At 39.6% G+C, this 25,794-nt stretch carries 25 protein-coding genes; 7 read left to right on the forward strand and 18 right to left on the reverse strand.

Translation table 11 applies throughout. The features are described from left to right. The first annotated feature begins 3 nt into the window (after window positions 1-3). On the forward strand, window positions 4-429 hold the full coding sequence (locus ACKP2L_RS06955; RefSeq protein ID WP_439425132.1) for a hypothetical protein: 426 nt from the start codon (window positions 4-6) through the stop codon (window positions 427-429). Continuing rightward, window positions 430-1,917, forward strand: coding sequence for a glycosyltransferase (locus ACKP2L_RS06960; RefSeq protein ID WP_439425133.1), 1,488 nt, complete (start codon window positions 430-432; stop codon window positions 1,915-1,917). Here ACKP2L_RS06960 and ACKP2L_RS06965 read toward each other — a convergent pair. The 3 genes from ACKP2L_RS06965 to ACKP2L_RS06975 all read right to left on the reverse strand — a co-directional run bounded on the left by ACKP2L_RS06965 (window position 1,914) and on the right by ACKP2L_RS06975 (window position 3,639). After that, the gene (locus ACKP2L_RS06965) at window positions 1,914-2,150 is read right to left on the reverse strand and encodes a hypothetical protein (protein ID WP_439425134.1); all 237 of its coding nucleotides are present in this window, start codon (window positions 2,148-2,150) and stop codon (window positions 1,914-1,916) included. The genes ACKP2L_RS06960 and ACKP2L_RS06965 overlap by 4 nt on opposite strands. Before the next feature lie 85 nt (window positions 2,151-2,235). Further along, window positions 2,236-2,544, reverse strand: a complete 309-nt coding sequence (locus ACKP2L_RS06970; RefSeq protein WP_439425135.1) for a CsbD family protein — start codon at window positions 2,542-2,544, stop codon at window positions 2,236-2,238. 177 nt (window positions 2,545-2,721) lie between these two features. Continuing rightward, entirely contained in the window at window positions 2,722-3,639 is a 918-nt protein-coding gene (locus ACKP2L_RS06975) for a metal ABC transporter solute-binding protein, Zn/Mn family (protein WP_439425136.1), read from the reverse strand. Window positions 3,640-3,789: 150 nt separating this feature from the next. Here ACKP2L_RS06975 and ACKP2L_RS06980 point away from each other — a divergent pair, with 150 nt between their 5' ends. Next, window positions 3,790-4,644 carry an N-acetylmuramoyl-L-alanine amidase gene (locus tag ACKP2L_RS06980; protein WP_439425137.1) on the forward strand — a complete coding sequence of 285 codons (855 nt, stop codon included), beginning with the start codon at window positions 3,790-3,792 and terminating at the stop codon, window positions 4,642-4,644. Window positions 4,645-4,647: 3 nt separating this feature from the next. Here the strand turns inward: ACKP2L_RS06980 and ACKP2L_RS06985 are convergent, their stop codons facing one another. The 3 genes from ACKP2L_RS06985 to ACKP2L_RS06995 are packed head-to-tail and all read right to left on the reverse strand — an operon-like array spanning window position 4,648 to window position 7,629. After that, entirely contained in the window at window positions 4,648-5,586 is a 939-nt protein-coding gene (locus ACKP2L_RS06985; protein WP_439425138.1) for a sugar phosphate isomerase/epimerase family protein, read from the reverse strand. Window positions 5,587-5,602: 16 nt separating this feature from the next. After that, window positions 5,603-6,559 carry a GRP family sugar transporter gene (locus ACKP2L_RS06990; protein WP_439425139.1) on the reverse strand — a complete coding sequence of 319 codons (957 nt, stop codon included), beginning with the start codon at window positions 6,557-6,559 and terminating at the stop codon, window positions 5,603-5,605. Window positions 6,560-6,579: 20 nt separating this feature from the next. Continuing rightward, window positions 6,580-7,629 carry a Gfo/Idh/MocA family protein gene (locus ACKP2L_RS06995; protein ID WP_439425140.1) on the reverse strand — a complete coding sequence of 350 codons (1,050 nt, stop codon included), beginning with the start codon at window positions 7,627-7,629 and terminating at the stop codon, window positions 6,580-6,582. 191 nt (window positions 7,630-7,820) lie between these two features. Here ACKP2L_RS06995 and ACKP2L_RS07000 point away from each other — a divergent pair, with 191 nt between their 5' ends. Continuing rightward, a complete protein-coding gene (locus ACKP2L_RS07000; protein ID WP_439425141.1) occupies window positions 7,821-8,783 on the forward strand; it encodes a LacI family DNA-binding transcriptional regulator in 963 nt (320 codons plus the stop codon). A gap of 39 nt (window positions 8,784-8,822) precedes the next feature. Here ACKP2L_RS07000 and ppdK read toward each other — a convergent pair whose 3' ends face one another. The 3 genes from ppdK to ACKP2L_RS07015 all read right to left on the reverse strand — a co-directional run bounded on the left by ppdK (window position 8,823) and on the right by ACKP2L_RS07015 (window position 13,795). Next, on the reverse strand, window positions 8,823-11,477 hold the full coding sequence (ppdK, locus tag ACKP2L_RS07005; protein ID WP_439425142.1) for a pyruvate, phosphate dikinase: 2,655 nt from the start codon (window positions 11,475-11,477) through the stop codon (window positions 8,823-8,825). Between the two features lie 131 nt (window positions 11,478-11,608). Continuing rightward, complete coding sequence (locus tag ACKP2L_RS07010) at window positions 11,609-12,223, reverse strand: helix-turn-helix transcriptional regulator (RefSeq protein WP_439425143.1); 615 nt, start codon at window positions 12,221-12,223, stop codon at window positions 11,609-11,611. A 105-nt stretch (window positions 12,224-12,328) separates the two neighbouring features. Next, window positions 12,329-13,795 carry a glycoside hydrolase family 1 protein gene (locus ACKP2L_RS07015; protein ID WP_439425144.1) on the reverse strand — a complete coding sequence of 489 codons (1,467 nt, stop codon included), beginning with the start codon at window positions 13,793-13,795 and terminating at the stop codon, window positions 12,329-12,331. A 197-nt stretch (window positions 13,796-13,992) separates the two neighbouring features. Here ACKP2L_RS07015 and ACKP2L_RS07020 point away from each other — a divergent pair, with 197 nt between their 5' ends. Both ACKP2L_RS07020 and ACKP2L_RS07025 read left to right on the forward strand, forming a co-directional pair. Beyond that, window positions 13,993-14,217 carry a helix-turn-helix domain-containing protein gene (locus ACKP2L_RS07020; RefSeq protein ID WP_439425145.1) on the forward strand — a complete coding sequence of 75 codons (225 nt, stop codon included), beginning with the start codon at window positions 13,993-13,995 and terminating at the stop codon, window positions 14,215-14,217. Window positions 14,218-14,263: 46 nt separating this feature from the next. Further along, a complete protein-coding gene (locus tag ACKP2L_RS07025) occupies window positions 14,264-14,518 on the forward strand; it encodes a hypothetical protein (RefSeq protein WP_439425146.1) in 255 nt (84 codons plus the stop codon). 37 nt (window positions 14,519-14,555) lie between these two features. Here the strand turns inward: ACKP2L_RS07025 and ACKP2L_RS07030 are convergent, their stop codons facing one another. Further along, entirely contained in the window at window positions 14,556-15,116 is a 561-nt protein-coding gene (locus ACKP2L_RS07030) for a hypothetical protein (RefSeq protein ID WP_439425147.1), read from the reverse strand. Between the two features lie 133 nt (window positions 15,117-15,249). Further along, window positions 15,250-15,447 (reverse strand): hypothetical protein, encoded by a 198-nt coding sequence (locus ACKP2L_RS07035; RefSeq protein WP_439425148.1) that lies wholly within the window; start codon window positions 15,445-15,447, stop codon window positions 15,250-15,252. 212 nt (window positions 15,448-15,659) lie between these two features. Between ACKP2L_RS07035 and ACKP2L_RS07040 the strand changes: the two genes are divergently transcribed. Further along, window positions 15,660-15,926 (forward strand): CsbD family protein, encoded by a 267-nt coding sequence (locus ACKP2L_RS07040; RefSeq protein ID WP_439425149.1) that lies wholly within the window; start codon window positions 15,660-15,662, stop codon window positions 15,924-15,926. A gap of 510 nt (window positions 15,927-16,436) precedes the next feature. Here ACKP2L_RS07040 and ACKP2L_RS07045 read toward each other — a convergent pair. From ACKP2L_RS07045 to ACKP2L_RS07075, 7 genes are all read right to left on the reverse strand, one after another. Further along, window positions 16,437-17,897, reverse strand: a complete 1,461-nt coding sequence (locus tag ACKP2L_RS07045; RefSeq protein WP_439425150.1) for a glycoside hydrolase family 1 protein — start codon at window positions 17,895-17,897, stop codon at window positions 16,437-16,439. Between the two features lie 33 nt (window positions 17,898-17,930). Next, a complete protein-coding gene (locus tag ACKP2L_RS07050) occupies window positions 17,931-19,772 on the reverse strand; it encodes a beta-glucoside-specific PTS transporter subunit IIABC (RefSeq protein ID WP_439425151.1) in 1,842 nt (613 codons plus the stop codon). A 106-nt stretch (window positions 19,773-19,878) separates the two neighbouring features. Next, window positions 19,879-20,724 carry a BglG family transcription antiterminator LicT gene (gene licT / locus ACKP2L_RS07055; RefSeq protein WP_439425152.1) on the reverse strand — a complete coding sequence of 282 codons (846 nt, stop codon included), beginning with the start codon at window positions 20,722-20,724 and terminating at the stop codon, window positions 19,879-19,881. A gap of 192 nt (window positions 20,725-20,916) precedes the next feature. Then, window positions 20,917-21,771: a MurR/RpiR family transcriptional regulator gene (locus ACKP2L_RS07060; protein ID WP_439425153.1), complete on the reverse strand. Its 855-nt coding sequence runs from the start codon at window positions 21,769-21,771 to the stop codon at window positions 20,917-20,919. 75 nt (window positions 21,772-21,846) lie between these two features. Next, entirely contained in the window at window positions 21,847-23,802 is a 1,956-nt protein-coding gene (locus ACKP2L_RS07065) for a glucose PTS transporter subunit IIA (protein WP_439425154.1), read from the reverse strand. Between the two features lie 16 nt (window positions 23,803-23,818). Continuing rightward, complete coding sequence (murQ, locus tag ACKP2L_RS07070; protein WP_439425155.1) at window positions 23,819-24,715, reverse strand: N-acetylmuramic acid 6-phosphate etherase; 897 nt, start codon at window positions 24,713-24,715, stop codon at window positions 23,819-23,821. After that, the gene (locus ACKP2L_RS07075) at window positions 24,716-25,735 is read right to left on the reverse strand and encodes a MupG family TIM beta-alpha barrel fold protein (protein WP_439425156.1); all 1,020 of its coding nucleotides are present in this window, start codon (window positions 25,733-25,735) and stop codon (window positions 24,716-24,718) included. Between the last annotated feature and the right edge of the window lie 59 nt (window positions 25,736-25,794).

The raw sequence follows: 25,794 nt of genomic DNA on the forward strand, positions 1-25,794 counted from the left end.
AGATTGCAGATAAAAGACAAAATATCACGTTTGCTAGAAGAACAAAGTGCTTATTCGATCGCTAAAAAAACAAAGGTAAGCGCATATACATTAGGCCAGATAAAAAAAGGAAAATCTCAGATCGAAAATCTGTCTCTAAAAAGTGCTCAGGCTTTGGCTGATTTATATGATGAAAATTTAACAAAAAGAATGCAGAAAAAAATCGGCATAGAAACATATAACAAAATATTAGTTGGCCTAAGTGCCTCTTTTCAAAAAGTGATATCCGAGCGTAAAAAAACGGTCAATAAAGATTGGACCAAAACCAGTGAGGGATCGCTTTCAGAAATTTTAGAACTTATTTTATGCAAAGCAATACATGATCCAGATTTTATCAAGCAATGTACAGATATTTTGATACAAAACAAATCATCTCAAAGAGGTAATTGATTGTTCAAAAAAATAAATTACGAAGACGCTGTTAACAATAGAATATTCAGCGATTATGTAAGCCCAAGGATCGTTGTCGTCATACCCGCCTACAACGAAGAAAATAGTATTGGTTCCGCCTTAAAAAGTTTGGAAAAACAAAAGATCCCCGAAGGTTTTTTGATGGATGTTTTTATCGCAAACGATAATTCAAGCGATGACACGGAAAGCAGGATCAAAGAGCATGCCGATAAACTTGATATTTTTTTTTTAGACACCGTAAATAATAAGGATCGCAAGTCTGGTGCGCTTAACCAAATTTACCAACTGTTTTTCGGAAATCAGCAGGCCGGCAAAAAGATATCCAAGCAGCAAGCTAAGACCGTACAAAACATAAAAGCTTTTTTAGGAATGGATGCCGACGTCATCTTGGCCAAAGATGCTTTGATAACTCTTTGGCGGGAACTTCAATCGGAATACAAGATCGGTGCCGTCAGTTCAAATTACACTGCCCTGCTTCCGGAAAGTGCAAGGAAAATCCCAAGTAATTTTCCAGAACGGGAAGAACTGATCGAAAATGGCAAATTCGGCGGCCCGATGGCCCGTTTCTATACAGTCTTGCAAAATAGATCTTTTGCCGCTGATACTCTAGAACAAAAAAATGATAATTATAATGCTCGGATCCTAGGCGGACAAAGCTCGCTTTTTCGTTTTGAAGCTTTAAAGGATGTATATGAACACTATAAACTCAACGGTGTATACTCAAATGAATCGCCGACGGAAGATCTGGTATTGACGACTCATTTGAGAGAATTAGGCTGGTCAGTCAAAATAAGTCATTCCAGCCGAGCTTACGTAGATACGATGACGACTTTAAAGTCATACGTAAATCAATTCACCAAATGGTCTGCCGGAAGCCTGCAAGAAGCTGTTGAAAAAGGCATTTCGACCTCTTTTTCCAGAAAACTTTGGCTTGATGAACTAACGCTCTGGCTCAACGGCCTGATCAGGATCATGCTGCTGGTTTTAATACCGATATCATTAGCGTTAAATATTTTTCAATACAACTGGATATGGATAATCCCGATATTAGTGGGTCTTATTTTAAATCTCGTTATCACTTATAAAACACCAAATACGCGATTTATCGACTATCTCCTATCATTTTTTATGATCATGGGAGAATTTGAGATCTGGTTCGATCTATATGTGGATATCAAAGCTTGGAAAGAATTATCAAGAGTCCAAAAAGATGATCTCTGGGAAAAACAGTACGCGGCCGAAGCCGGCAGCCTAAAAACACACAGTTACGGCTGGATCACTATTTTGATAATACTGATCCTTGTGATAGCCGGCCTAAGAACAAACCTGATAACGATCGACAGTGCCTTGAAATCGATCCAGCCGTACATCAACGAAGCTTTTAACATTCTTTCATACCTGGCATTAGCAACGACGATAATGATGTTGAGAAAACTTTTTAAAATTCGCGGCGGTTTTAAAGCTTAGAAATAAGATTTGGAAAGTTTCGGTTCGTGGATCTTTTCCGTATCGATCTGCAAACTGCTGCCGTCTGCGGTGTAAAATTTGATCGCCTTGCTGTCTTGATAATTATCAAAAAAATCCTTGGTATCGCTAGCAGGGAAAGTAAGCAATTGGTCATTAGGATAAATAAAACTGAATTTCATAACACCCTTAACGCTGAATTCTTTGTTTTTGTTATCCTTATAAGTTAAATTCATGATGCTGCTCCTATTTTTATATAAAATAAAATCCCAGCTAAGCCAGGACCTTTAGATTTTAAAAATTTTAGATTTGAATGCTGATCTAATCGCCCAAATTATTTACCTTGCCCTTAACACCATTAAAGACATCTTTAGCCTTGTCTTTGGCATTGCCAACTGCTTTTTGCAACTTGCCTTTTCCTTCTTTTAAGGTATCGCCAGTGACCTTGCCGGAGAGTTCGTTGACAGTTCCAGCGGCTTTGTCCTTTAAAGAATCAGTTTTATCTTGCAGGTCGTCCCCAGATTCGTCAATTTTTTTTGCGGCCATGATCGTCCCGGCGACCAAGATCCCGCTCGTTACCAAAGCGATCGAAACTGTTGCTTTTAAAACGTTTTTTAATAATGATGACATGACTTTTCTCCTTTGAGGTAAATTATGATCAAAAATAAGCTCAAAGTCTAAAACATTGGTAAATCATTAAGTCTTTAGACCTCACTAATAATTATACACTAGTTGTGTAAGCGTATTCATTTTACAGAAAAAAACGGGAAAATAAAAAAACTTGCTTTAACACAAGTTTTTCTTTTATTATTTATTGTTTTGAATCTTCTCAAGCTGACGATATTGACTCATCATCCATTGCCTAAAAGTATGATTCTTTGGTTTTGTTTCAGTAACTTTCAGGACCGGTACTTTATTCTTCTTGGCAAGTTTTACCAGCCGGCCGACAGTTTTATCGGTAGCTTGCGTGTTTTGCAAAAAGAAAGCGATTTTTTTATGTCTGATATCCTGCTGCATTTTTGAAATATCCTTGGGTGAAGGATCGGTACCATTTTCGACCGAATCAGCGAATCCGCTGTTGTTTTCCTTATAACCAAGTTCCTTCAATGAATAATCAAAGACCGGTTCGCTGACATCGACCAAACCGTCATTGCTCTTCTTGCTCAAACGATCGACCATTTTTGTGATCGGGTCTATTTCGTTTTTGATGTATCTGGCAGCGTTAGCCTTAAAATAAGCCTTTTGACTTGGTTTCAACCGACCAAATCGATCAGCCAGATAATCGGCAAGTTTGGGCATCGTGTCGGTATCGTACCAAAGGTGCGGATTATCGCCGTTTTTCTTTGCTAAAACATCCTCACCAACTCGGATCGACAGTGCCTTGTGATTATTTTTTGCTAGGCGGCCCATCCAAGTATCATAACCAATACCGTTATAAAGCAAAACGTCAGCTTTGCTGGTTTGTTTGGCTACCCTAGTCGTTGGATCATAATCGTGCGGATCAACGCTGGTTTTTTTGATGACGCTTTGGACCCTGCCTTGGTTGCCGACAACAGCTTTTGCCGTTTCCCCGTAAAAATCAACCGAAGCGACGATATCGATCTTGCCTTTGACAGTCGATGCCGCGCTGGCATCGTTTTTGACCAAAGTTAATGAAAAAAGTGCTGCAGCTGCAGTCGTTAACAAAAAAGTTTTGGTCAAAAATTTCTTCATTCTTTTGTGCATGAATCCCTCTCCTTGTGCTAAATAGTAATTATTACTTATTACCAACAATTAATAGCATAACAGAAAATATCGCTAAAGGAACACAAAAAAGTAATTTTATGTTCTAATTGAATTAAAAAGTAATGTTTACTATCGGGGATTAACAAGTTTATGGGAAACAATAAAATTAGAAAACCTTTTCGAATCAATCAGTTGATCGCGCCTATTCTTATTCTTATAATCTGTCTGATCTTGCTCAAGATGGTCTTATCGTCATTAGGACCGGTCGTTAGATGCAGATCGATCAACCTACATAAAAATGCGTCTCCTGTTTCGGCAACTGTAAAAACAGTCGACAGAGGGCAGCGGTTAAAAATTTTAAAAAAAGACAATGATAGCGAGTGGTGGTACGTCCAAAACGGTAAAAGCAGGGGTTGGGTCGCTTCTTGGCTGATCAATAAAAATGCTTACGATGCAAAAACGATGAGCCGTTTAGCCGAAGCAACGATCGTCCTTGATCCAGGGCACGGCGGTATCGATTCCGGAACACTGTCTGAAAACGGTTCAATGGAGAGAAGCTACACATTGCCGACCGCCTTGGCAACTGCCGATCGATTAAAAAGCAGTTTTGCAAGGACCGTCATGACAAGAAGGAGCAATAAAACAGTCGCTTTAGCTAGACGGCCGCAGATATCTAATCGAGTTAAGGCCAGTATTTTTATAAGTTTTCACTTTAATTCGGCTGGTTCTCACAATCTCGCCTATGGATATGAGGTCTTTAAATATCACAAAAATGCCGACAGATTTGCCAGCATTTTAGACAAGAACTTTTCCGATCTGAATTTGTTCAATCGCGGCATCGCTTTCGGCAACTACCAAGTTTTAAGAGATAACAAGCGCCCGGCGGTCCTGATCGAAATGGGCTTTATGGACAGCGACCACGATTTTCCTTATATAAAGTCGCCTCGATATCACCGGCAGATAGCCGCAGATATCAACAAAAGTTTGATCGAATATTTTAGGTGAAAATTACTTGAATTCATGAATTATAGGATTTAAATAATTAAAAGAAAACTCTAATCCTTTTTTTACCAATGTATCATTGCCGGCAAATCTTCGATCTTCGTGTTCAATACTAAAATCTCCCTTAAAATCTATTTCTTTCATAACTTTATAGAATTGATCCCAATTTATATCGCCTAATCCCGGTATGACGGGTGTCCAAAAACCGCTATCTTCTCCGTGAAGTCGATCCAATTTTTTTCCGAATATGCTATACCGATAAAATTTGCTTTTATCAACGATCATATCTTTCGCATCGATATGAAAAATACGGTCTTTGTAATCTCTTAAGGCTTGAATATAGTCGATACCAAGCCAATCAAGGTGAGATGGATCAAAATTCAACCCAAAAGAACTGCTTGGTATCCTTCTGAACATTTCATCCCAAAGCTCAGGCGAATAGGAAAAAGTGCCTGGATAGCCTTCGCTTTGCCATCCTATCATCGGACAATTTTCGATCATTAATTTAACACCGTTGTCTTCGGCAAAAGAAACGTACTTAGAAAAAATGTCCTCGTATTCATCAAAATTTTTATCCAACGATTCATTTTGATCCTTGCCTATGAAGCAACCAACAAGCGGTACACCTAATAGACCGGCAGCTTTTATAACTGCTAATAGATGGTCATGATATTTTTTTCTGATTTTCAAATCAGGTTCAAGCATATTGTCATAATAAGCAAGACTTGAAAAAGTAATATCGTATTTTTTCTGATTCTCTTTTATTTCGTTGACTTGATCACTATTCAAATTTTCAACATCGATATCACTGCCGGAATAATCCCTGGTGTTATCTTTGGGCCAACAGGAAACATCTAAAGAAGTAAAACCAATTTCGTGGGCATATTTCATTTTTTCCGGTAAAGTCATGTCCTGTAAACAACCAGTTAAAAAACCAAAATTCATATCAAACTCCTTTTAACTAAAAAATTTGTGAAAAATAGTTTAAATTACTAATAATTATTGCTCCTACTAAAGCCAAAGCAGTTCCCAAAATGACCATATTCATTTGATGCCTGGTTTTTCTCTCGTGCAAAATAAATATTCCGCCAAAGGCTCCAACAATGAACCCTAAAGAGCTCAATGTGGAGGCAACAGCCTGACCAATATTAGGATTAGCGATCGAAACGAATAAAGCTACATTTCCGATCGCCCAAATAAATCCCGTTATCGCATTTTTAAAAGTATAATTATTTATCATTTCTTTTGTTTGATGAGTTATCAAAAATACGAAGAGAAAACCACCGATCACCATACCGATAGATTGGGGCATAATTATTGAAATCATGTACTGGACACCGTGGTCTGCATTTATGACCCTTGCAGGAACACTCATTAAACGCTGCAACAATCTAGGCGCGATAAAATAGCCCATAAAACCCAACGTTGAAAGGGTCAATGGCAAAAGACCAGCCAAATAATTTTTCCGGCTATCGTTATTTCCTGCATCTGCCCTGCTTTGAATGAAAACAGCCCCTAAAACAATTAAAGCGATCGATAACAGACCCGTTATCCACTGGCGATATTGTGTCCATTCTCCTAACACAGCAGCACCGAGTATGGCATTACCAACGATCTGGCTAGTCATGGAAAGCGGAACAGCTATAGAAACACCCATAGATTTTATTGCGACAAACTGAAATCCTTGTCCGACAGTCCAAAGGATTCCGGATATCAATCCAATTATCACTATTTTGCTATCTAAATAATAGGAATGCGGCAGTGCCCATAAAAAATAAATAAGCAGGCCGAATATTAAACCGCCAAAGGTCAATCCTAAAGTTTGTTGTGAAGAATTCCCGCCAAACTTAGAAGAAAATAGTCCTATCGAACCCCAACAAAGTGAAGGAAGCACTGCGATCAATAAAGGTAAAATCATTATATTTTCCTTTCAAAATATTAATTACCAACGTTTTCCGTATCATTATTATTATTTGACTCGATTCCGGCAAAAACAGCTCTCATTGAACCTAAAATTTCAACAGCTTCCAAAACAGAACTCTTTTTATTGATCAGCGAATCAACGAAGTTGTCAATGACACCCGAATTAGTTTGTGATTCGTTTGTCTGTATATGGTCGATATCATAATCGATACGGTCGCCATTTAGTAAAAAAGCCTTGATAGAATATTTTGGATCATCATAAATTTTTAAAAGGCCCTTATCGCCGTAAAAAATAGTCGAGTTATCCTCTTCACCGTAATAAGTCCAGCTTGAAGTAATAGTTCCTACTACACCAGATTCAAACTCATAAATACCGATAGAATTATCATCTACATCAATAAAACTGCCGTCGCTTTTTCTTTTATCCAAAGTGAATGATCTAGAAGTCACTTTTTTAATTTCATCATTCAAAATAAATCTTATTAAGTCGATTTTATGAACACCTAAATCAAAGATAGCGCCAAATTTAGATCTTGCTTTGTTAAAAAACCACGTATCAGGTCCCTTTTCAACACTCCAATTCTCGGGACCACCATGGCCAAAAGTACTTTTGAAGGTAATTATTTTCCCTATCAAACCGTTTTCAATGATTTTTTTTGCATAGAGATGGGATTTTGCTAAGCGCTGATTTTGGTCTATAAACAATCTTTGACCGCTCTCTTCGGCAGTTTTTACCATCTGTAAGCAATCATGCATATTTGTTGCCATTGGTTTCTCGCATAAAACATCTTTGTGATGTTTAAGTGCCTCAATAGTTACAGCAGCGTGTTCTTGGTTAGCAACACAAACACTAACAGCATCTATTTCTGGATCAGTTAGCAGCTGATCTAAATCATTGTAAACCCGTCCTCCATATTGGTCTGCCAGGTGCTGTGCTCGATCTTTGTGATGATCGAAAAAACCAACTATCTTAACTGAATCATTATGGTCATATTCAGGAAGATGCCTTGTTTGCGATATTTTGCCGCAACCAATCACCGCCACTTTTAAAATGGTACTTCCCATTATCGGCCTCCTTTATTTAATTAACCACAGCTAAGTTTTATAATTAAAGCGGTTACATTTCAATGAGAAAAACAAATACTGCAACATTTTACAGATAAAAAGTGATAATAATAGCGTTTTCAAAAGTATTCTCATCGATATTGAAATATTTCAATCAACGAAACCTTAAAAGGTGAAAGGGAAAGTAACTCATGACTGGTAAAATACCGGCTTATAAAATCTCCAAATTAGCTAACGTCTCCCCGTCGACTATTTCGCGAATATTGAATAATAAAAAGAACGTCAACCCGGAGACAGCAAAAGAAGTCAAAAAAATAATTTACCAACTGGGGCTAGAAAAATTACGTGATGAAACAAAAATAATCATTTTAAATTTAAACGATATTTCTAATGTTTTTTACCAAGAAATAATTGAAGGTGTCAGGTCGGCTGTTATTGCAAATAATTGTAAATTGCTGATCGACCAAACCGAAATAACAGACGAAAACGTAGAAGAATATGTCGATTTTTTAAAGAAACATAAAATTTATGGAATAATCATTCTTAAACAATTGTCTAGAGAGATTCTTAAAGAAATTGCAAAAAACATCAGAATAGTTCAATGCAACGAATTCAATCCTAAAGTAAATCTTCCTTATGTGACCATCGATGATTACAGCGCTGCAAAAACAGCTACCGAAAAACTTATATCACTCAATAAACAAAAAATCGGCTTAATAAATGGCCCGCGTTCATTCAGATATGCTCGCGAGAGAGAAAGAGGATTTAGAGATGCATTGAAAGAAAACGGTATCAACGCTAATGAAGATTGGATATTATCTCTTCCGGTCATCAAATATGACATAGCATTACCGATCGTTGATCAAATTTTCAGTACAGAATACTATCCTGAGGCCTTTTTCTGTATTTCCGATACTTTTGGCGCTGCGGTAGTGACCATAGCAAAAAAACATAAGTTAAAGATGCCGGAGGATCTTTCGATAATTGGATTTGACGACACGATTTTTTCGCAAATAATCAGTCCGCCTATAACCACAGTAAGCCAACCGAAATTTAAAATCGGCTACTCTGCGGTCGAGCTTCTAGAAAAATATGATTTAAAAAAGGAACATATAATTTTAGGAACAAAATTGATAATGAGAAAAACAACATAAAAAAACACCTGCTGTCCGCAGGTGTTTTTATTTATCTTTTTATTCGGCTGCAACCAAAAGATCACTATCATTGGTTGCTTTAACGCTCTTTATATGAGCTTGAGCTGCTGCCAATCGTGCGATCGGGACACGATAAGGCGAACATGATACATAAGTGATCCCGATCTTTTCAAAAAACTCGATCGATCTTGGATCACCGCCAACTTCACCGCAAACGCCGATCGGCAAATCTTTTTTCGTATGCCGGCCTTTTTCTACGGCCATCTTCATCAAAGCGCCAACTCCTTCAACATCGACAGTTTGGAATGGATCATCGGGCAAGATTCCCTTTTTGATGTATTCAGGCATAAAGGAACCAAGATCATCTCGAGAATATCCAAAGGTCAACTGGGTCAGATCGTTAGTACCAAAACTAAAGAAATCCGAACTTTCGGCAATTTTATCAGCTGTCAAACAAGCCCGCGGCATTTCCATCATTGTGCCGATCGTATATTGAAGATCAAGATGATCGGATTTTACGAATTCATCGATCTGATCAACGACCAGTTTCCTGACCCAAGCCATTTCCGCTTGTGAATCAGTCAATGGGATCATAATGTGAGGTTCAACCTTGATGTTTTCCTCCCTCAACCTAATAATGGCATGCATGATCGCTTTGACTTGCATTTGATATATGTCTGGAAATGTGACCGCAAGTCTGTCGCCGCGGTGGCCAAGCATCGGATTGGATTCCTTTAACGACTCTGTTCTTGCCCGTAATTTATCGGTCGGTACGCCGATCTGTTTTGAAACAGCTGCGATCTCCTTTTCATCATGCGGCAAGAATTCATGCAAAGGCGGGTCGAGCAGACGGATAGTGACTTCTTTGTCCTTGGCCAGCTTATAGATCTGATAAAAATCCTCTTGCTGCATCTTCAACAGTTCAGATAAAGGATCTTTTCTTTCTTCAGCACTTTCAGCTAAAATCAAACGCCGCATCTGCAGCAAACGTTCAGGGCGGAAAAACATATGCTCCGTTCTCGTTAAACCGATACCGTCGGCATCAAAATCCAAGGCTTTTTGGAAATCCTTTGGCGTATCGGCATTAGTATAAACGCCCATTTCACTGATTTCCTTAGCCCAAGAAAGGATCTTAGATAGATCACCTCTGATGACTGCATCCCTGGTCTTTATTTTACCAAGATAAATATTTCCGTTAGTCCCATCGACTGATACCCAATCACCTTGATGGATGATCTGTCCTTTGACTTGAGCTGTTTTGGAATCGTAGTCGACTTCTAATTCATGAGCGCCAACGACCCCGGTCGAAGCCATTCCCCTTGCAACTACTGCAGCATGAGAGGTCATACCGCCGCGAGAAGTTACGATCGCTTGGCTGGCGATCATTCCTTCGATATCTTCAGGCGAAGTATCAGAACGCATCAAAACGACCTTTTCACCGCGATCACTGGCAGTCTTTGCATCCTGAGAAGTGAAATAAACTTGACCGCTGGCTGCACCCGGTGAAGCAGGCAAGCCGGTCGTCAAAATAGTGTGTTCATTGAGATCAGTCTCCGAAAAGACAGGATGAAGCATTTTGGTAACTGATTCCGGTTCAATCCGCATCAAGGCTTCTTCTTTGGTGATCAAACCTTCGGCTGCCAAGTCAACAACGATTTTGACAGCAGCGTCAGGTGTCCTCTTTCCTTCACGAGTTTGCAAAAGATAAAGTCTGCCTCTTTCGATCGTAAATTCAAAGTCCTGCATTTCACGATAATGTTTTTCTAACCTAGCAGCGATAGTTGCTAACTGCTGGTAGATTTGAGGCAGTTTATCTTTCAAAACAGAAACTGGTTCCGGCGTTCTGATCCCGGCGACAACATCTTCACCTTGAGCATTCAATAGAAATTCACCAAATAATCCGGATTCGCCGGTCGAAGGATTTCTAGTAAAGGCGACCCCGGTTCCGGAATCATCACCAAAATTGCCAAAAACCATTTCTTGAATATTAACAGCTGTGCCAAGATCTTCAGAAATATGGTTTTCTCGCCGATAGACTTGTGCACGATTGTTGTTCCAAGAATCAAAAACAGCATTGATCGCAGCCATCAGCTGCTGGCGCGGATCCTGTGGAAAGTCGCCATGATCGGACTTTTTGTATAATTCCTTAAATCTTTCGATGATGACCTTTAAATCATCTACCGTCAAATCAAGATCTGAACGATAGTTCTTAGCTTTTTTAATATCAGTGAGGACTTGATCAAAAGCGTCTTCTGATATTCCGTAAACAACATTCCCGAACATCGATAACAAACGGCGATAACTGTCATAAGCGAAACGCTCATTTTGAGTCAGTTCAGCTAAACTGACGACTGTTTTATCATTCAGACCGATATTCAAGATCGTGTCCATCATACCAGGCATGGAAATAGCAGCCCCCGAACGGACTGATAGCAGCAAAGGATCGTCAGAAGACTCAAATTCCTTGCCGGTCAGATCGCTCAGCTGTTTCAAAGCATCATCGAGCTCTTTTAAAAGCTGTGCGCTGATTTTTTTATTTTTCTGATAATCATGGCAAGCATCGGTCGTGATCGTGAATCCTTTTGGGACCGGCAGCTTCATATTAGTCATTTCGGCCAGGTTGGCACCTTTGCCACCTAATAAATTGGCCATTTTCATATTTCCTTGTGAGAAATTGTATATTTGTTTGGTCATATTTCCACCTCAATGAACAAATATAATGTATTATTTGTTCTTTTTTAATTTATATTATATTGGCAGAAATTGCAAGCGCTTTCAAATTACAAAATAAAAAAACCGGTCTCGGACCGATTTATTTGCAATATTTACTTGCCTAATTCGATAAAATGTTGAAAAATACGATTCTTCGTGATCTTGCCAATGACTTTCCGGCCGCTTTCCTTATCGACCACCGGCAAAGAGTCAACCGAATGTTTTAGTAAAAGCTGACCGGCCTCCATAACCGTCATATCCGGTGTTGCGCGAATTATATTAGGCATCCTTGTCATCACAACGCTTGCCAGCGAAGATTCTAAATTGTTATTATTCAAACTAGCTCTTAAAAGATCTTTACGCGAGATCAAGCCGACTAAACGGTCATCATCATCGACAACATAAAGCGAACCAACATCTTTCAAAAAAAGCTGGCTGATGGCTTTTTGTAAATTATCGTTAGCTCGAATCTCAGTCGTCGGCAAGAGGATATCAGCGATCTGTGTTTTATATAAGGCGGAATAATCAACAGTTTCTGTGCCCAGATCCTTGAAAGCATAACCGACCTTCGGCCGCGAATCGAGTACCTTGGTGATCGTTAAAAAGCGCAGGTCCGGTCGGATCGTCGCAACACTGATACCGATCTCCGTCGCGATATCTTGAGCAGTCAGCGGACTGTGGTCTTTTAAAATGTTAATAATGATTCGTTGGCGCTTTGTTAATTCCATTTAACTGTCCCCATATAAAAAATATACTATTTTTAATTATCACACATAAAAAAATTAAAGAAAACAAAAACCGCAGTGATCAACTGCGGCTTTATGCTCATCATTTTATTTAACAGCCAGGTCCTGACCGTTTGAAGCGATGACCTTCTTATACCAGTAGAAGCTGTCTTTAGGCAGGCGCTTGAGTGTCCCTTGACCTTGATCATCTCGATCGACATAGATAAAGCCGTAGCGCTTGGACATCTGGCCGGTACCGGCTGAGACCAAGTCGATACAACCCCAGCTGGTATAACCGATCAGATCGACACCGTCAGCGATCGCTTGGTCCATGGCCTGGATATGCTCTTTGATGTAGTTGATGCGGTAAGGATCATGGATCGAATTGTCGGCTTGGACTTTATCGGTCGCCCCCAGACCGTTTTCGACCACCATCACCGGCAGGTGGTAACGATCATAGATCAATTCCAGATAGTATTTCAGACCATCCGGATCATCGGCCCAATCCCACTCGGAATAATGCAGGTAGGGATTTTTGACCCCGATGACGAAATTGCCCTTTGCATCTCTTTTAACATCGTGGGTCGTTACTGCACTGGACATGTAATAGGAGAAGGTATAAAGATCAACGGTCCCTTTTTTAAGCTGGTCGAGATCGTCTTGGGTGATGTCCAGCTGGACATGGTGTTCTTGCCACAGGCGCTTAGCATAGCTGGGGTATTCGCCAAAGCACTGGACGTCGCCGCTGTAGAAAATGTTCTGTTCCCAATCATAACGGTTTTTCAAGATATCTTTGGGATCCGGGGTCAGCGGATAAGACACGATCCCGCAGATCATACAGCCGATCTGGAAATCGGCATTGATGGCATGGCCGGCCTGGACTGCTTCAGCACTGGCTACATACTGGTAGTGAAGCTGCTGGTAGGCAGCCTGGTAGGCTTGGTCACTGTCATCTGCCGGAGTAGAAGACAAGAACATGACCGTCGTATTTATTTCGTTGAAAGTCAGCCAGTACTTGACCAGATCCTTATACTCTTTGAAAAGGGTCTTCGCATAATGAACATAAAAACCGATCAATTTACGGTTATTCCAGCCATTATAATGGTCGATCAAGTACAAAGGGGTTTCATAATGCGAGATCGTGACCAGCGGTTCGATGCCGTACTTGTGCAGTTCTTGAAAAACTTTCCGGTAAAAATCCAGCCCGGCCTGGTTAGGCTCTTCTTCGTCGCCATGCGGAAAGATCCTGGACCAAGAGATCGACATCCGAAAAGTCTTGAAGCCCATTTGAGCAAACAATTTGATATCTTCTTTATAGTGATGATAAAAGTCTATGCCGACATGGTTGGGATAATATTCGCCCGGCAATACGGCCCCGTAAGCTCCCTGCGGGATCTGGTCTCCTTTACCGCTTTTCCCATCCGGGAATTTATAGGTTACCTTTCGGCTGCTGTTAAGCGATCCGGCCGTCGTAACGTCCATGATCGACATACCGCGGCCATCGAGATCATAGCCGCCTTCGATCTGGTTGGCAGCAGTTGCCCCGCCCCAAAGAAAATTTTTTGGAAATGTCATTTTACCCTCCGTAATAAATGTAGAAAACGTTTACATAAAAAATTATAATATAAATTTCACATTAAAAATCGCTCAAATAAATATAAATATTTTTTATGGTTTTTTAAACTGCTGAATAATCAAAAGGCTTCCTTGTACAATTATTGGTATAGAGATTTTCAAAAAACGATTTACTTTTACTAAAAAGGAGCGACTGAATGTTCAACCGGGACGAAAACTTCAAAAATGATTTTTTTGTTAAACAACTTCATGAAGCCTTCAACGAGACCCACATGTCGGTCGAAGACTTGGCATCTTCCATTGGTGTAGGTGAAAACACTGTTAAAAACTGGCTCAAAGGAAAAACGATGCCGCGCTTGCAGATGATCAGAAAATTAGCCAGTGCCTTTGATAAAAAAGCCAGTTGGTTTTTGGATATTTAGTGTGAAAGTGTTATCATAGTTTGAACTCAGGGAGAGAAGAAAAGAAATGGACGATAAAAGAAAGCTTCACATATTAGCTATCCTTTCGATTGTCCTCGGGATCATCGGCTTATTGATCGCTTGGATACCAGTGGTGAATAACCTTTCGATCGGATTCGGTTTGATCGGTGCCCTGCTGGCTTTTGCCTGCTATTTTTTGGAAGATAAGAAAGATCGGAGCCTTTATATTTGCGGCATGACGCTTGGTTTAGCTGCGACCGGACTGGCTTTAGCAGCGCAAGCCCAACTATTGAGATATTAAAAAATCGTTTCAAAACGAAACGATCAAATCTATTGATTTACTTATTATTATTAACGGCATTATCGGCATATTGCTGTAAATCTTGAACATCCCGAACGGCACTATCAAGATCAGCACTATCTTTAGCACCGGCATCGGCCTTGCTTTGCAGACTCTTAACTTGGTCGTTCAAGCTATTGACCTGCTGGTTGTTATTATTAAGCTGCTGATTAAGTGCGTCGACTTCTCTTTGCTTTTCAGCAACTTTTTGATTACCTTCAGATATTTTTTGTTGGACTTCGTTGATCTTTTGCTGAACTTCACCCTGCTTTGATTGCAGCTGATCTCTTAAACTATCCAATTGACCATTAAGCGAGCCCACGTTATTTTTAGCGTCTTGCAATTGGCTGTCAGCTGAAGAAAGCTGACCCTTTAAATCATCTATCTGGGAATTCTTGTTTTTGATGACAGAAACTAACTGATCGATATCTTCGCGGGTCTTTTGCACATTAACATGCCCTGCCCAATAACTATCAGCAAAAGTTTTAACGCCGAAACCGGCAAACAGTATGATCGTAAAAGCTGCGAAAAATAACAAATATTTTTTGGTTCTTATCATATATACCTTTTTCTTATAGTTTTTTGTGCTATAAAAGCACAATGCCTATAAGCTTACTATAGATAACAATAAAAATCATAAAAAATAAAGTGATTTATCCAAAAATTATAGTAATTTATTCATTTATCAAGGTTTATTTTTTTAAATAAGGATCACGATCTTGATGATGATCTTGATACCATTTTTCAGCCTGTTCAGTAGCGATCGAAATAGCTCTCTGATCGCTATATCCTTTATCCTTTAAAGCATTAGCGATCTCGACGGCTTTTCTGCGGACTATTTTTTTTAAATTTTTTAAAGAGTCAGGATAATTATTCTCATCCCAAGGCATGACTGCTCCTTTCGATCCTGAATTAGTATTTCCGATTTGATTATATAAAAGTTACATTATTTAAAAATTAAAAATAACATCAAAGTTGATTTTATTTAAATAAAATCAATGATTAAGCGAATAATTAGAACATTTATGAATTTTTTGCGCTTAAATAGTATAATAAAAGTATCAGTAAATAATACTTACTGAAATAACCGGAGGAGAATTTTATGTCGCTAAAAGATAAAGCTGATTCAATGAAAGACAAGGCCAGTGGGACTGCCAAAGAAGTTGAGGGCAAAGTTACTGGCGACAAAGCTCGTGAAGGTGAAGGAAAGATCCAAAAGACAATGGGTAAGACCAAAGATGTTTTATCCGATGCTAAAGATGCTATCAAAGATAAAGTAGATGACATCAAAGATGGTCTCGATAAAAATAAAAAATCTGGAACTGATAAAGTCGATAAGGCTGAAGGACCAGAGAAGAAACAAGATTGATCAAATATAATATCGTCTAGGTCCATTCGGGCCTTTTTTAATAAAAAATTATATAGTCAAGAATGATTTTCGCTGAAAATCTTTTTCGGATATAAAAGCGCAAAATATAATATAATATACGTGTAAGCGCATACAAGAAACGACACCTTCATTTTTGATAAAATGCGCTTACATACGTTCTGTCATTTATTCCTACCTTTCAAACTACTGTTTCTCCAAAATATTTGAAACCGTCCGCATCAGCAGGGGCGGTTTTTCTTATCCTAGTATAATTAAAACCCAGTCTATATAATAAATATAAAGTCTAGAACAAAAAAATTATAAATTTGTTAAATTTAAGTAGTTGGCTATTTTATTATTCCAATATTCTTATCATTTCGATCAAAATTTAATTGATCACCTTACACAGCATTGATCGTTTTGGTAACCACTTTCCCATTCAACTTAATAAAATAATCCAATAAAAAACCACTTCATCAGAAGCGGTTTTTGTTTTATAGACAATTGTGATCAAGCAAGATCTTCGCCATTGTTAGCGATGACCTTTTTATACCAATAAAACGAATCTTTTCGATACCGTTTCAAACTGCCCTTGCCTTCATCGTCTTGATCAACGTAAATAAAGCCATAGCGTTTTGACATCTCAGAGGTAGAAAAGCTGACCAGATCGATCGGTCCCCACATGGTGTAGCCCATCAAATCGACACCATCTTTGACAGCTTCTTTCATCTGTTCGATATGCTGACGCAGATAATCAATACGGTAGCCATCGTGAATATGGCCATCGCTTTCAAGCTTATCCAAAGCTCCCAATCCATTTTCAACAACGAATAAAGGCTTGCGATAACGATCCCACATTTCGTTTAATGTTATCCGCAGACCGACTGGATCGATCTGCCAGCCCCAATCAGATTCTTTCAGATAAGGATTGCGTCCGCCAACAGACATATTGCCTAAACCATCGCCTTTTTCACCGTAAGCAGTGACGTTAGTCATATAATAACTGAAACTGATGAAATCGACCGGATTTTCGGCAATGATCTTTTCATCATCCTGGCCCATTTTGATCTCGATACCGTTTTCAGCAAAATAGCGGTTCATATATTCTGGATAAACACCGCGAGCTTGAACATCGGTAAAGAACAAGTTTTTATCATCTTCCAGTTGAGCGGCGCGAACATCGGCCGGTTTTGGTGTCTTAGGATAGGTCTGCATCCGCGCCAGCATTGAACCGATCTTAGCTTCTGGATCGATCTGATGAAGCTGTTTGGTAGCAATAGCACTAGCAACAAATTGATGATGAAGCGCCTGGTAGCGGATCTGCAGCTGCTCTTTTTCCGGCAGATCTTTATCGATAGCACCGGTCTCATGAAATCCCCAAGTACCGGTGTTGATTTCGTTAAAGGTCAGCCAGTATGGTACTCGTCCCTTATAACGTTTGAAAAGAACTTCAGTGAAATGATTAAAGGCTGCGATCGTTTCCCGTCCATACCAGCCGTTATACTTTTCAGTCAAAGCGATCGGCATTTCATAATGAGACAGCGTAATCAGCGGTTTTATACCATAATGTTCCAGTTCATCCAAGACTTTATCATAGAATTCCAGACCGGCTTCATTAGGCTCTTTGTCATCCCCATTAGGAAAGATCCGCGACCATGCGATCGAAAAACGGTAGATCTTAAAACCCATTTCGGCAAAAAGCGCGATATCTTCCTTATAATGATGATAAAAATCAACCCCGCGGCGTTTAGGATAAAGTTTATCGCTTGGATCAGCGATCGCTTCTTTAAGCGAAGCTTCGGTTACGTCGCTCATTGACATTTGGTGACGCTCGCTAGCTTTTTTGACGACTTCGGCAGTGCTTAATCCTTTGCCGTCAACATTCCAAGCACCTTCGACCTGATTGGCAGCAGTAGCGCCGCCCCATAAAAATCCTTTTGGAAAACCCTTTGGATAACTTGTTTTATACATATTTATCTATTCTCCTGACCAAATATTCCTTGATTATTTTTCCTTATCAGCTAATTCTAAGACCCAATTCTGATCAGCGGCTGATGTATCATCCGTTTCCAAGATATCATAATTTGGTGTATTAGTGACGATCATCATGACCGTTGTATCATAACCAGCCTTAGCGATCGACTTGCGATCAAAGTTTATCAGCGGCTGGCCTTTTTTTACTTTTTCATTTTTCTTGATCAATGTTTTGAAGTATTGACCTTTGAGCTGAACAGTATCGATGCCGATATGAATCAAAACTTCCGCACCCTGGTCAGAAATAATACCAACCGCATGACCAGTCGGATAAAGCATGCTGACAGTCCCAGAGATCGGCGCTGTTACGGTGTCGTCTTCGGGGATAACTGCGATCCCTTTACCCATTGCTTCTGAGGCAAAAACCTCATCTTTGACATTTTTCAAAGGTATGATCGTTCCTTTGACTGGTGCACTCAAATATTGAAAACCTGTTTTTTCCGGTTGATCCAAAGCTGTTTTTTTACTTTCCGATCTGCCGAAAGCAAAAAAGTAAGTGGAAACGGCTGCCAAAACAAATGCGACCAGCATACCGATGATAACAGCTGCAAACCCTCGGCCTAAATAAGTCGGCAAAGCCAACAGACTAGGCAAAGTAAATGAATAGGCGCGTGCTTGACCGACCCCGGCGATCGCACCGCCGACAGCTCCGGAAACAGCGGCAAAAATAAAGGGCCGCCGCAGTTTTAAAGTAACACCATAAACTGTTGGTTCGGTAATGCCCATCAAAGCAGTAGCGAAGGAAGATCCGGCAAGAGATTTCATTTTTACATCTTTAGATCTCAAAAAGACACCCAAAGCGGCACCTGCTTGCGATATGACCGCGACACTTAAGATCGGCATCAAAGGATCATACCCAAGACGGCTGATATCATTTACCATCATCGGCACAAAGGCCCAGTGAACACCGAAGATGACGAAAACTTCCCAAAAAGCACCCAATAAAGCGCCAGCGATCGCCGGTACATAGCGATAAATGGCCAACATTCCATTTGATAAAAGCGCCCCTGCTCCAGCCCCGATCGGCCCAACAACGATCAAAGTAACAGGAGCCATGATTATTAACGAAAACAAAGGCGTAAAAATATTGCGGATCGATTCAGGAAAGATCCGGTTTAAAAACGGCTCTATATAAGACATCAGCCAAACGGCTAACAAAATCGGGATAACACTAGAAGTGTAGGTCGTAGGTATGACTGGGATCCCGAAAAAATGCAGAGTCTGCTGATTGCTGGCCACGTTGACCAAAGTCGGATAAACGAGCACAGCAGCCAAAGCGACCGCAACGAATTGGTTGACCTTCAAACGTTTAGCGGCTGTAAAAGCCAGTAAAATAGGCAAGAAATAGAAAAATCCATCTCCAGCCGCGTACCAGATCCGATAAGCACCGCTATTAGTCGACAACCACCCGATCGCCGAAAAAAGCGCAAGCAGACCCTTTAAAATACCAGTTCCGGCCATCGCCCCCAAAAACGGTGTGAAGACACTGGATATAAAACCGATGAATCGATTTACAAGACTATCTTTTTTCTCGTCGCTATCAGTTTTTTCGTTTTCACCGTTGGCTATTCCAGCCATGTCAGCCAATGGGTCGAAAACTTTTGCGACTGAGTTTCCGATAACGACCTGGTACTGTCCGGCTGCTTTCACGACAGTTACGACGCCGTCAAGTCCCTCGATCCGTGCGGTATCAGCTTTATTTTCGTCTTTCAATTTAAAACGCAGGCGGGTAGCACAATGCCAAGCGGTATTGATATTGTCCTTGCCCCCGACTGAGGCTAAAATTTCTTTGGCCAGAGCTTGATAATCCATATTTTTTCTCCTAATCAAAAACCCAAGCTAACTTAAAAACAGCAGTACTGTCCTTAAGATCAACTTGGGTTTTGCCTAATTCAATAGTTACAATCCCGTCAAGCTTTCAGCCGACTTCGTTGATGATCCTTTGAATGTGGATCGTGACATAAATTTGTTCGTTTTTAGAAACTTCTTTTTTGAGCGAGCTTTCGATAAAAGCAGTTATCTCTTTAGTACATTTGAAAGCTTGCGGATACTTTTGCGAAATATGCTGGTAAAGGATATCATCCGAACTTTCGTCATCAACATTTTTCTGACCGCTGATAAGCCTTTCGACAAAAAAATTCAAATGGACCAAAAAGCGTTGAAAGCTGATCGAATCGTCATCTAAATCGATACCTAATTGATAAACGACTATTTTCAAAATATCACCGATCAGTTTTGTCATCTGCTGGCCCTTGCCATTATCTTGGTGAGAAGTTCGATTTTCAACGAACTTCAAGGCTACAAAACCAGCTTCATCATCAGGTAATTGAACCCCAAAATCTCTTTTTACCAAGCGAAGAGCTGCCTGTCCGACCTTATATTCCTCGGTATAAAAATGCTGGATCTCCCATAACACTTCATTGCGGATAAAAAGACCTTGTTCAGCTCTTTGAACGGCAAAATGCAAGTGATCAGTGATACCGATCAAAACATAAGCATTAAATTTGGTTTTTAATTGCTGCTCTGCTAGTTTGATCACTTGCGAAGAAGTTTCGAAATATTGGGCAGGGATGTCGTTTATCAATTCATTGAACAACGGCAGCCACCGGTCTTCAGTCGGTGTGTAAATACGGTCGATCAAGTCGTTATTAACATCTTGACCGATTTTTTTCTGAAAACCAAGCCCCTTTCCGATCAAAACTACTTCACGGCCATTATTATCAGCCAGCAGGATATTGTTGTTAAAAATTTTTTTGATTTTCATGCATACCTTCCGGCTCGGATCAGGATCTGGCCATAACTACTCATAATAAAACAAAAAACCTGATAACGAAATCCCAAAAAACAAAAAAATGGGAAAACATCATCAGGTTTTGCCTGCTACGACGCAGTTACAATCCTAATCACGAGTAATACTTTAACATATTTTGTAAGCGGTATCAATAACTAAAAGAATTTATTTTACACGTCTCAATTCTTTGTCGATGCGTTCTCTGGTCTCCAAAACATTTGCCATACCCTGGTCAAAATTTTGACTAAGATATCTATAGAACAAGATATCTATCAAATAGAACTGCGACATCAATCCGGTAGTCGAAGCCGACCTTACTTGGCTAAAGACCTGTTTGTAAGAATAAAGATTCAAATCACTATTTTTCGATAACGGGCTGTTATTATCACTAGTTATACCTATGGTTTTTAAATTTAATTCATGACTTATTTTTTGGAATAAAAGTATTTCTGGTGTTTTCCCTGAATCAGATATGCAAAAACTAACATCCCCAGGTTCAGACAAAGCTTGTAAAGTAGTTACCATCTGATGGAAATCAGGATTGAAAACGACAGACAAGCCAATACGAGTGAACTTTTGTTGGATATCTTGTGCAATTAAGGAAGACGCAGTTATGCCATATACGAAAATATTTTTAGCACTTTCTATACTATTCACGACCAGATCGATATTTTTTGGAGGATTGCGTTCTTCTATCACATCAGGAATCAATTTGAACCTTGTTCCCATTTTTTCATAAATACCCTTGACGGTGTCATCTTGCTCGATTTCGTCCATATTTTTAAAATTATTTTCATTAGTTCCCGACGCAAGGTCTAATTTTAAATTTGGTAATCCGCTATATCCAATTTTTTTGGCGAATCTGATCACCGTTGCCCCGCTTGTTTTTGTCGCTTTACCAATTTGCTCAGCACTCATATTTAAAACATGTAAACCATTATTGATCAAATAAGCAGCGATCTTTTTCTCGCTGGCGGTAAATTTTTCCTCATTGCTTAACTTTGCCAAAAAAGAATCCATACACGATTCACTCCTATATTAATAAAAAGCTAAGTTTACATGGAACTCAGCTTTTGTAACAACTATATTCACTATTTATTTTGCCAGTTCTAATATTTCTTCACCAGCCCTTATAGAACCATTTTTAAGTGAAGCAACATCTTTAAATCGATCTTTGTTTAATATAATAACGGGCGTGATAACTGAATATTTTTTAGCTTTGATAGCAGATAGATCAGCGTCCAGCAAAGGGGTACCGATATCAACGTGCTGACCTTCTTCAACTAAAAGTTTAAAACCATTTCCTTTTAATTCGACCGTGTCTATTCCTAAATGGATCAAAATTTCTTCACCGTCATCCCCCTTTAATCCAATTGCGTGTTTCGTCGGTGTTATCATTTCGACTTTTCCTGATATCGGAGAAACTAAGTGACCATCACTTGGTTCGATAGCGACCCCTGGACCCATCATTCCGCTTGAAAAAACATCATCAGGTATAGAGGAAAGCGGCACTACTTTGCCATTGATAGGAGCTTTTATAGCTAACCGTCCAATATCGCTTACCTTGTTTTCAACACCCTTATCTTGTTCTGACTGATCTTTATTTTTAAAAGAAGCAGCCTTATTCAATTCATCTTTAGGTATTCCGAAGAAATAGGTAACGACAAAACCGCCTAAATAACCTCCTAATAGACCGAAAATATAGAAGATCCATCTTCCCTGAGCGATCAACGGTATCAAAGCAACTCCGGAAGGTCCGATGGCTATAGATCCAACATTTCCAAACGCACCAACGATCGCTCCACCGATTCCGCCGCCGATACATGCGGTGATAAATGGTCTTCCCATTGGCAATGTGACACCGTATATCAGCGGCTCTCCAATACCAAGGATCCCAACCGGCAAAGCACCTTTGATCTTGTCTACTAAATCTTTATTCTTCCTCAACCTAAACCATAATGCCGCTGCAGCGCCTACTTGTCCTGCACCGGCCATGGCCAGGATGGGCAGCAGTTGTGTACTGCCAGTCCTATTTATCATTTCCAAATGGATGGGAGTTAAGATCTGGTGAAGACCAAACATGACCATCGTAAGAAAAGCCGCGCCTAAAATAAAGCCGGATACACCACCGCCAACATGCAAAACAAAATTAATGGCACCGACTAAGTTAGTTGATATGACACCAGCGATCGGCATTATAAGAAAAATAGTTATTAAGCCGATGACCAGCAGGCTTATAGTCGGGACTACGATTATATCCAAAGAATCTGGTATTATTTTATGCAATCTTTTTTCTAGCAGGGAAAGAAGCCAAACTGCAAAAATAGCTCCTATAATACCGCCTTGTCCTGAAACAAGCGCTTGGCCGTTGAAAAGATTTTTGACCGGAGCGTCAGGATTCATTCCCGTTAGAAGCGTTATAGCGCCAACAACTCCACCAACAGCTGGAGTAGCACCAAACTCAGAAGCCGCATTTATACCCGTGTAAATAACAAGATAACTAAAAATACCATTTTTAATGATGTTTAAAATATCTATGATCTGTCCCCAAGAATTTGCATCCAGAGTTTTTGCCGTAACTAAATTTTGTAAAATCGATGCTATTCCGGCGATCATACCGGCACCGACAAAAGCTGGTATCATTGGAACGAAAATATTAGATATAGACTTTAAAACCGCCTTGAATTTAGATGGTTTATTATATTTGTCTTTTGCTTTTTGTTTGTTTAAAGCAGTCTCTTCTTCCAACGAAAGGTTTTCATTTTTAACTTGGTCAGGGAAATTTTCTCCCAGCTTGACGCCGACTGAATCAACCATGCTTTGAGCGACTTTATTGACTTTCCCAGGACCAACAACCACCTGAAGGGTATCATCTTTAACGACACCCATAATACCAGGTATTTTCCTGAGCTTTTGCATATCAACTTTGTCATAATCTTTGATCGTGATTCGCACACGCGTCATACAATGTATCAACTTTGATACATTTTCAGGACCGCCAATGCCATCAAAAATTTCTTTTCCTATTCGGCTATAATCATCATTCGCCATGTCAGTCTCCCTTTTATCAAAGAGTCTTTCTAACAAATCCGTGGGCTTTTAATATTTTTTGTTTAGCTGTTTTTTTATCGCAATCGGTTAAAATCATAACGATCGCAGTTTTAACATCATTATCCGCTTCTTTGAATTTTTCTGAGGCGGTCTGATAAGTGCTGTCGGTAGCTTCCATAATTATGTGTTTTGCACGCTCGATCAATTTACCATTAGTCGGTTTTACGTCGACCATCAAATTCTTATATACTTTGCCGATCCTAATCATGGAAATGGTAGATATCATGTTCAAAACCATTTTTTGCGCAGTTCCTGATTTCAGTCGAGTCGAACCTGTTAAAAATTCCGGTCCAACATCAACTTCAATTTTAGTATCAGCTAGTTTGCCTATAACAGAATCTTTATTCAATGAAAGAGCGACCGTTCCTGCACCAACTTTCTTGGCATATTCAAGAGCACCAGTTACATATGGAGTCCTGCCGCTTGCAGCAATACCGATCACTGTATCGTTTTTAGAAAGCTCAGATCTCTTTAGATCTTCAATACCTTGATCAGCATCATCTTCAGCTCCTTCGACTGCAACAGTCAAAGCTTTTTGGCCTCCTGCGATCAGACCAGTGACCATTTCTGGTTCTACACCGAAAGTCGGTACGCATTCTGCCGCATCAAGAACTTCCAATCTGCCGCTTGTACCGGCACCGATATATATAAGCCGACCGCCATTTTGAAAGGAAGCAACTACCTTATTAATAGCAATTTCGATCCAAGGAAGTGCTTCTTTAACTGCTATGGCAACCTTTTGGTCTTCCTTATTCATAATGATCGCGGCCTGATGGATGGATAACTTATCAAGATCCATCGTTGCTTTATTCCTTTTTTCTGTAACTAATCGGTCCAAATCAATTTTTTCCATTTATTCAGATCCACCTCTGTTTTCAATAATTTTAAAAGCTCCATTAGGCCCAACAAGATCGATAAGCTTCAGATCTTTATCAATTATTTTTCCGATGATATTAACTTTTTTATCAGCCGGTAAATCTCTTTTTGTTATTTGAAGCTCTCCCATGTATCGCTTATACAACAGATTATCAATCGTGATGGTTCCCTTTTTTCGGTTTCCTTGGTTCTTAGGAGCTACAGAAAAACGAACGTTCTGTCTCGATTCTGTGCTTCTTAAGCAATCACGAGCTTGATCAGCTCGATTATGGTGAGTTTTAAGTATCAAAGCAGAGTACTTCAAATCTAATAGGTCAGCCCTCAAAACGATCTTGTGTTCACACAAATAGTTCGAAAATAATCGTTGAGTTCGTAAAGATATTTGCGGGTCGCCTATAAAAACTAGATCGGTCGATAATCTTTGTTTCATCTTTAAGGCGCTGATAAAAGTCGAACGATTTCGATCCCTTTCCAGAGTTGGGAGCCCCTTATAGATCGGCCCGCGTAATCGACCGTCTCCGGGCACAAAAGCAGCTACTTTAAAACCCAGTTTTCTCAGGTACTCATTTCTTTCAAGGAAAAACTTTTTACTGAGACCTGTTTCAGGCCGCGGGTAATAATTATGCCAAGCGACGATATTATCAAAGACAGCGCCTGCTGATTTCAACTCCGCATAATCATCAGAAGAAAGAGTGCTGGCATTCAAAGCTACTTTAACGATTCTGCTCATTTCAGCCGCTTGTTTCATTGAAAATCCCGCATCTAAACGAAGTCGATCAATGCCTATTTTAGTAAGCGCTTTCATATTTCCGAAAAGAAAAAGGATTTTTTTGATCGAATCCCCAGATATATCAATAGTTAAACTTAAATGGTTAGTTTTTGCCGCCTGCCCTAATTTTAAAATATTTTCTTTAAACGGCTCACCGTCTTCTGGAATATTCACAGAACTAAAAATGCTAGAAAAACCAATCTTTTTCATACGGGAAATATATTTCAAAGTTTCATCGTTTAAATCTTTATTTAAAAAAATCGAGAATCCAAACATATTCAGCCCTT

The organism is Oenococcus alcoholitolerans, from assembly GCF_051852995.1.
In the GTDB taxonomy this organism is placed as follows: domain Bacteria; phylum Bacillota; class Bacilli; order Lactobacillales; family Lactobacillaceae; genus Oenococcus; species Oenococcus alcoholitolerans.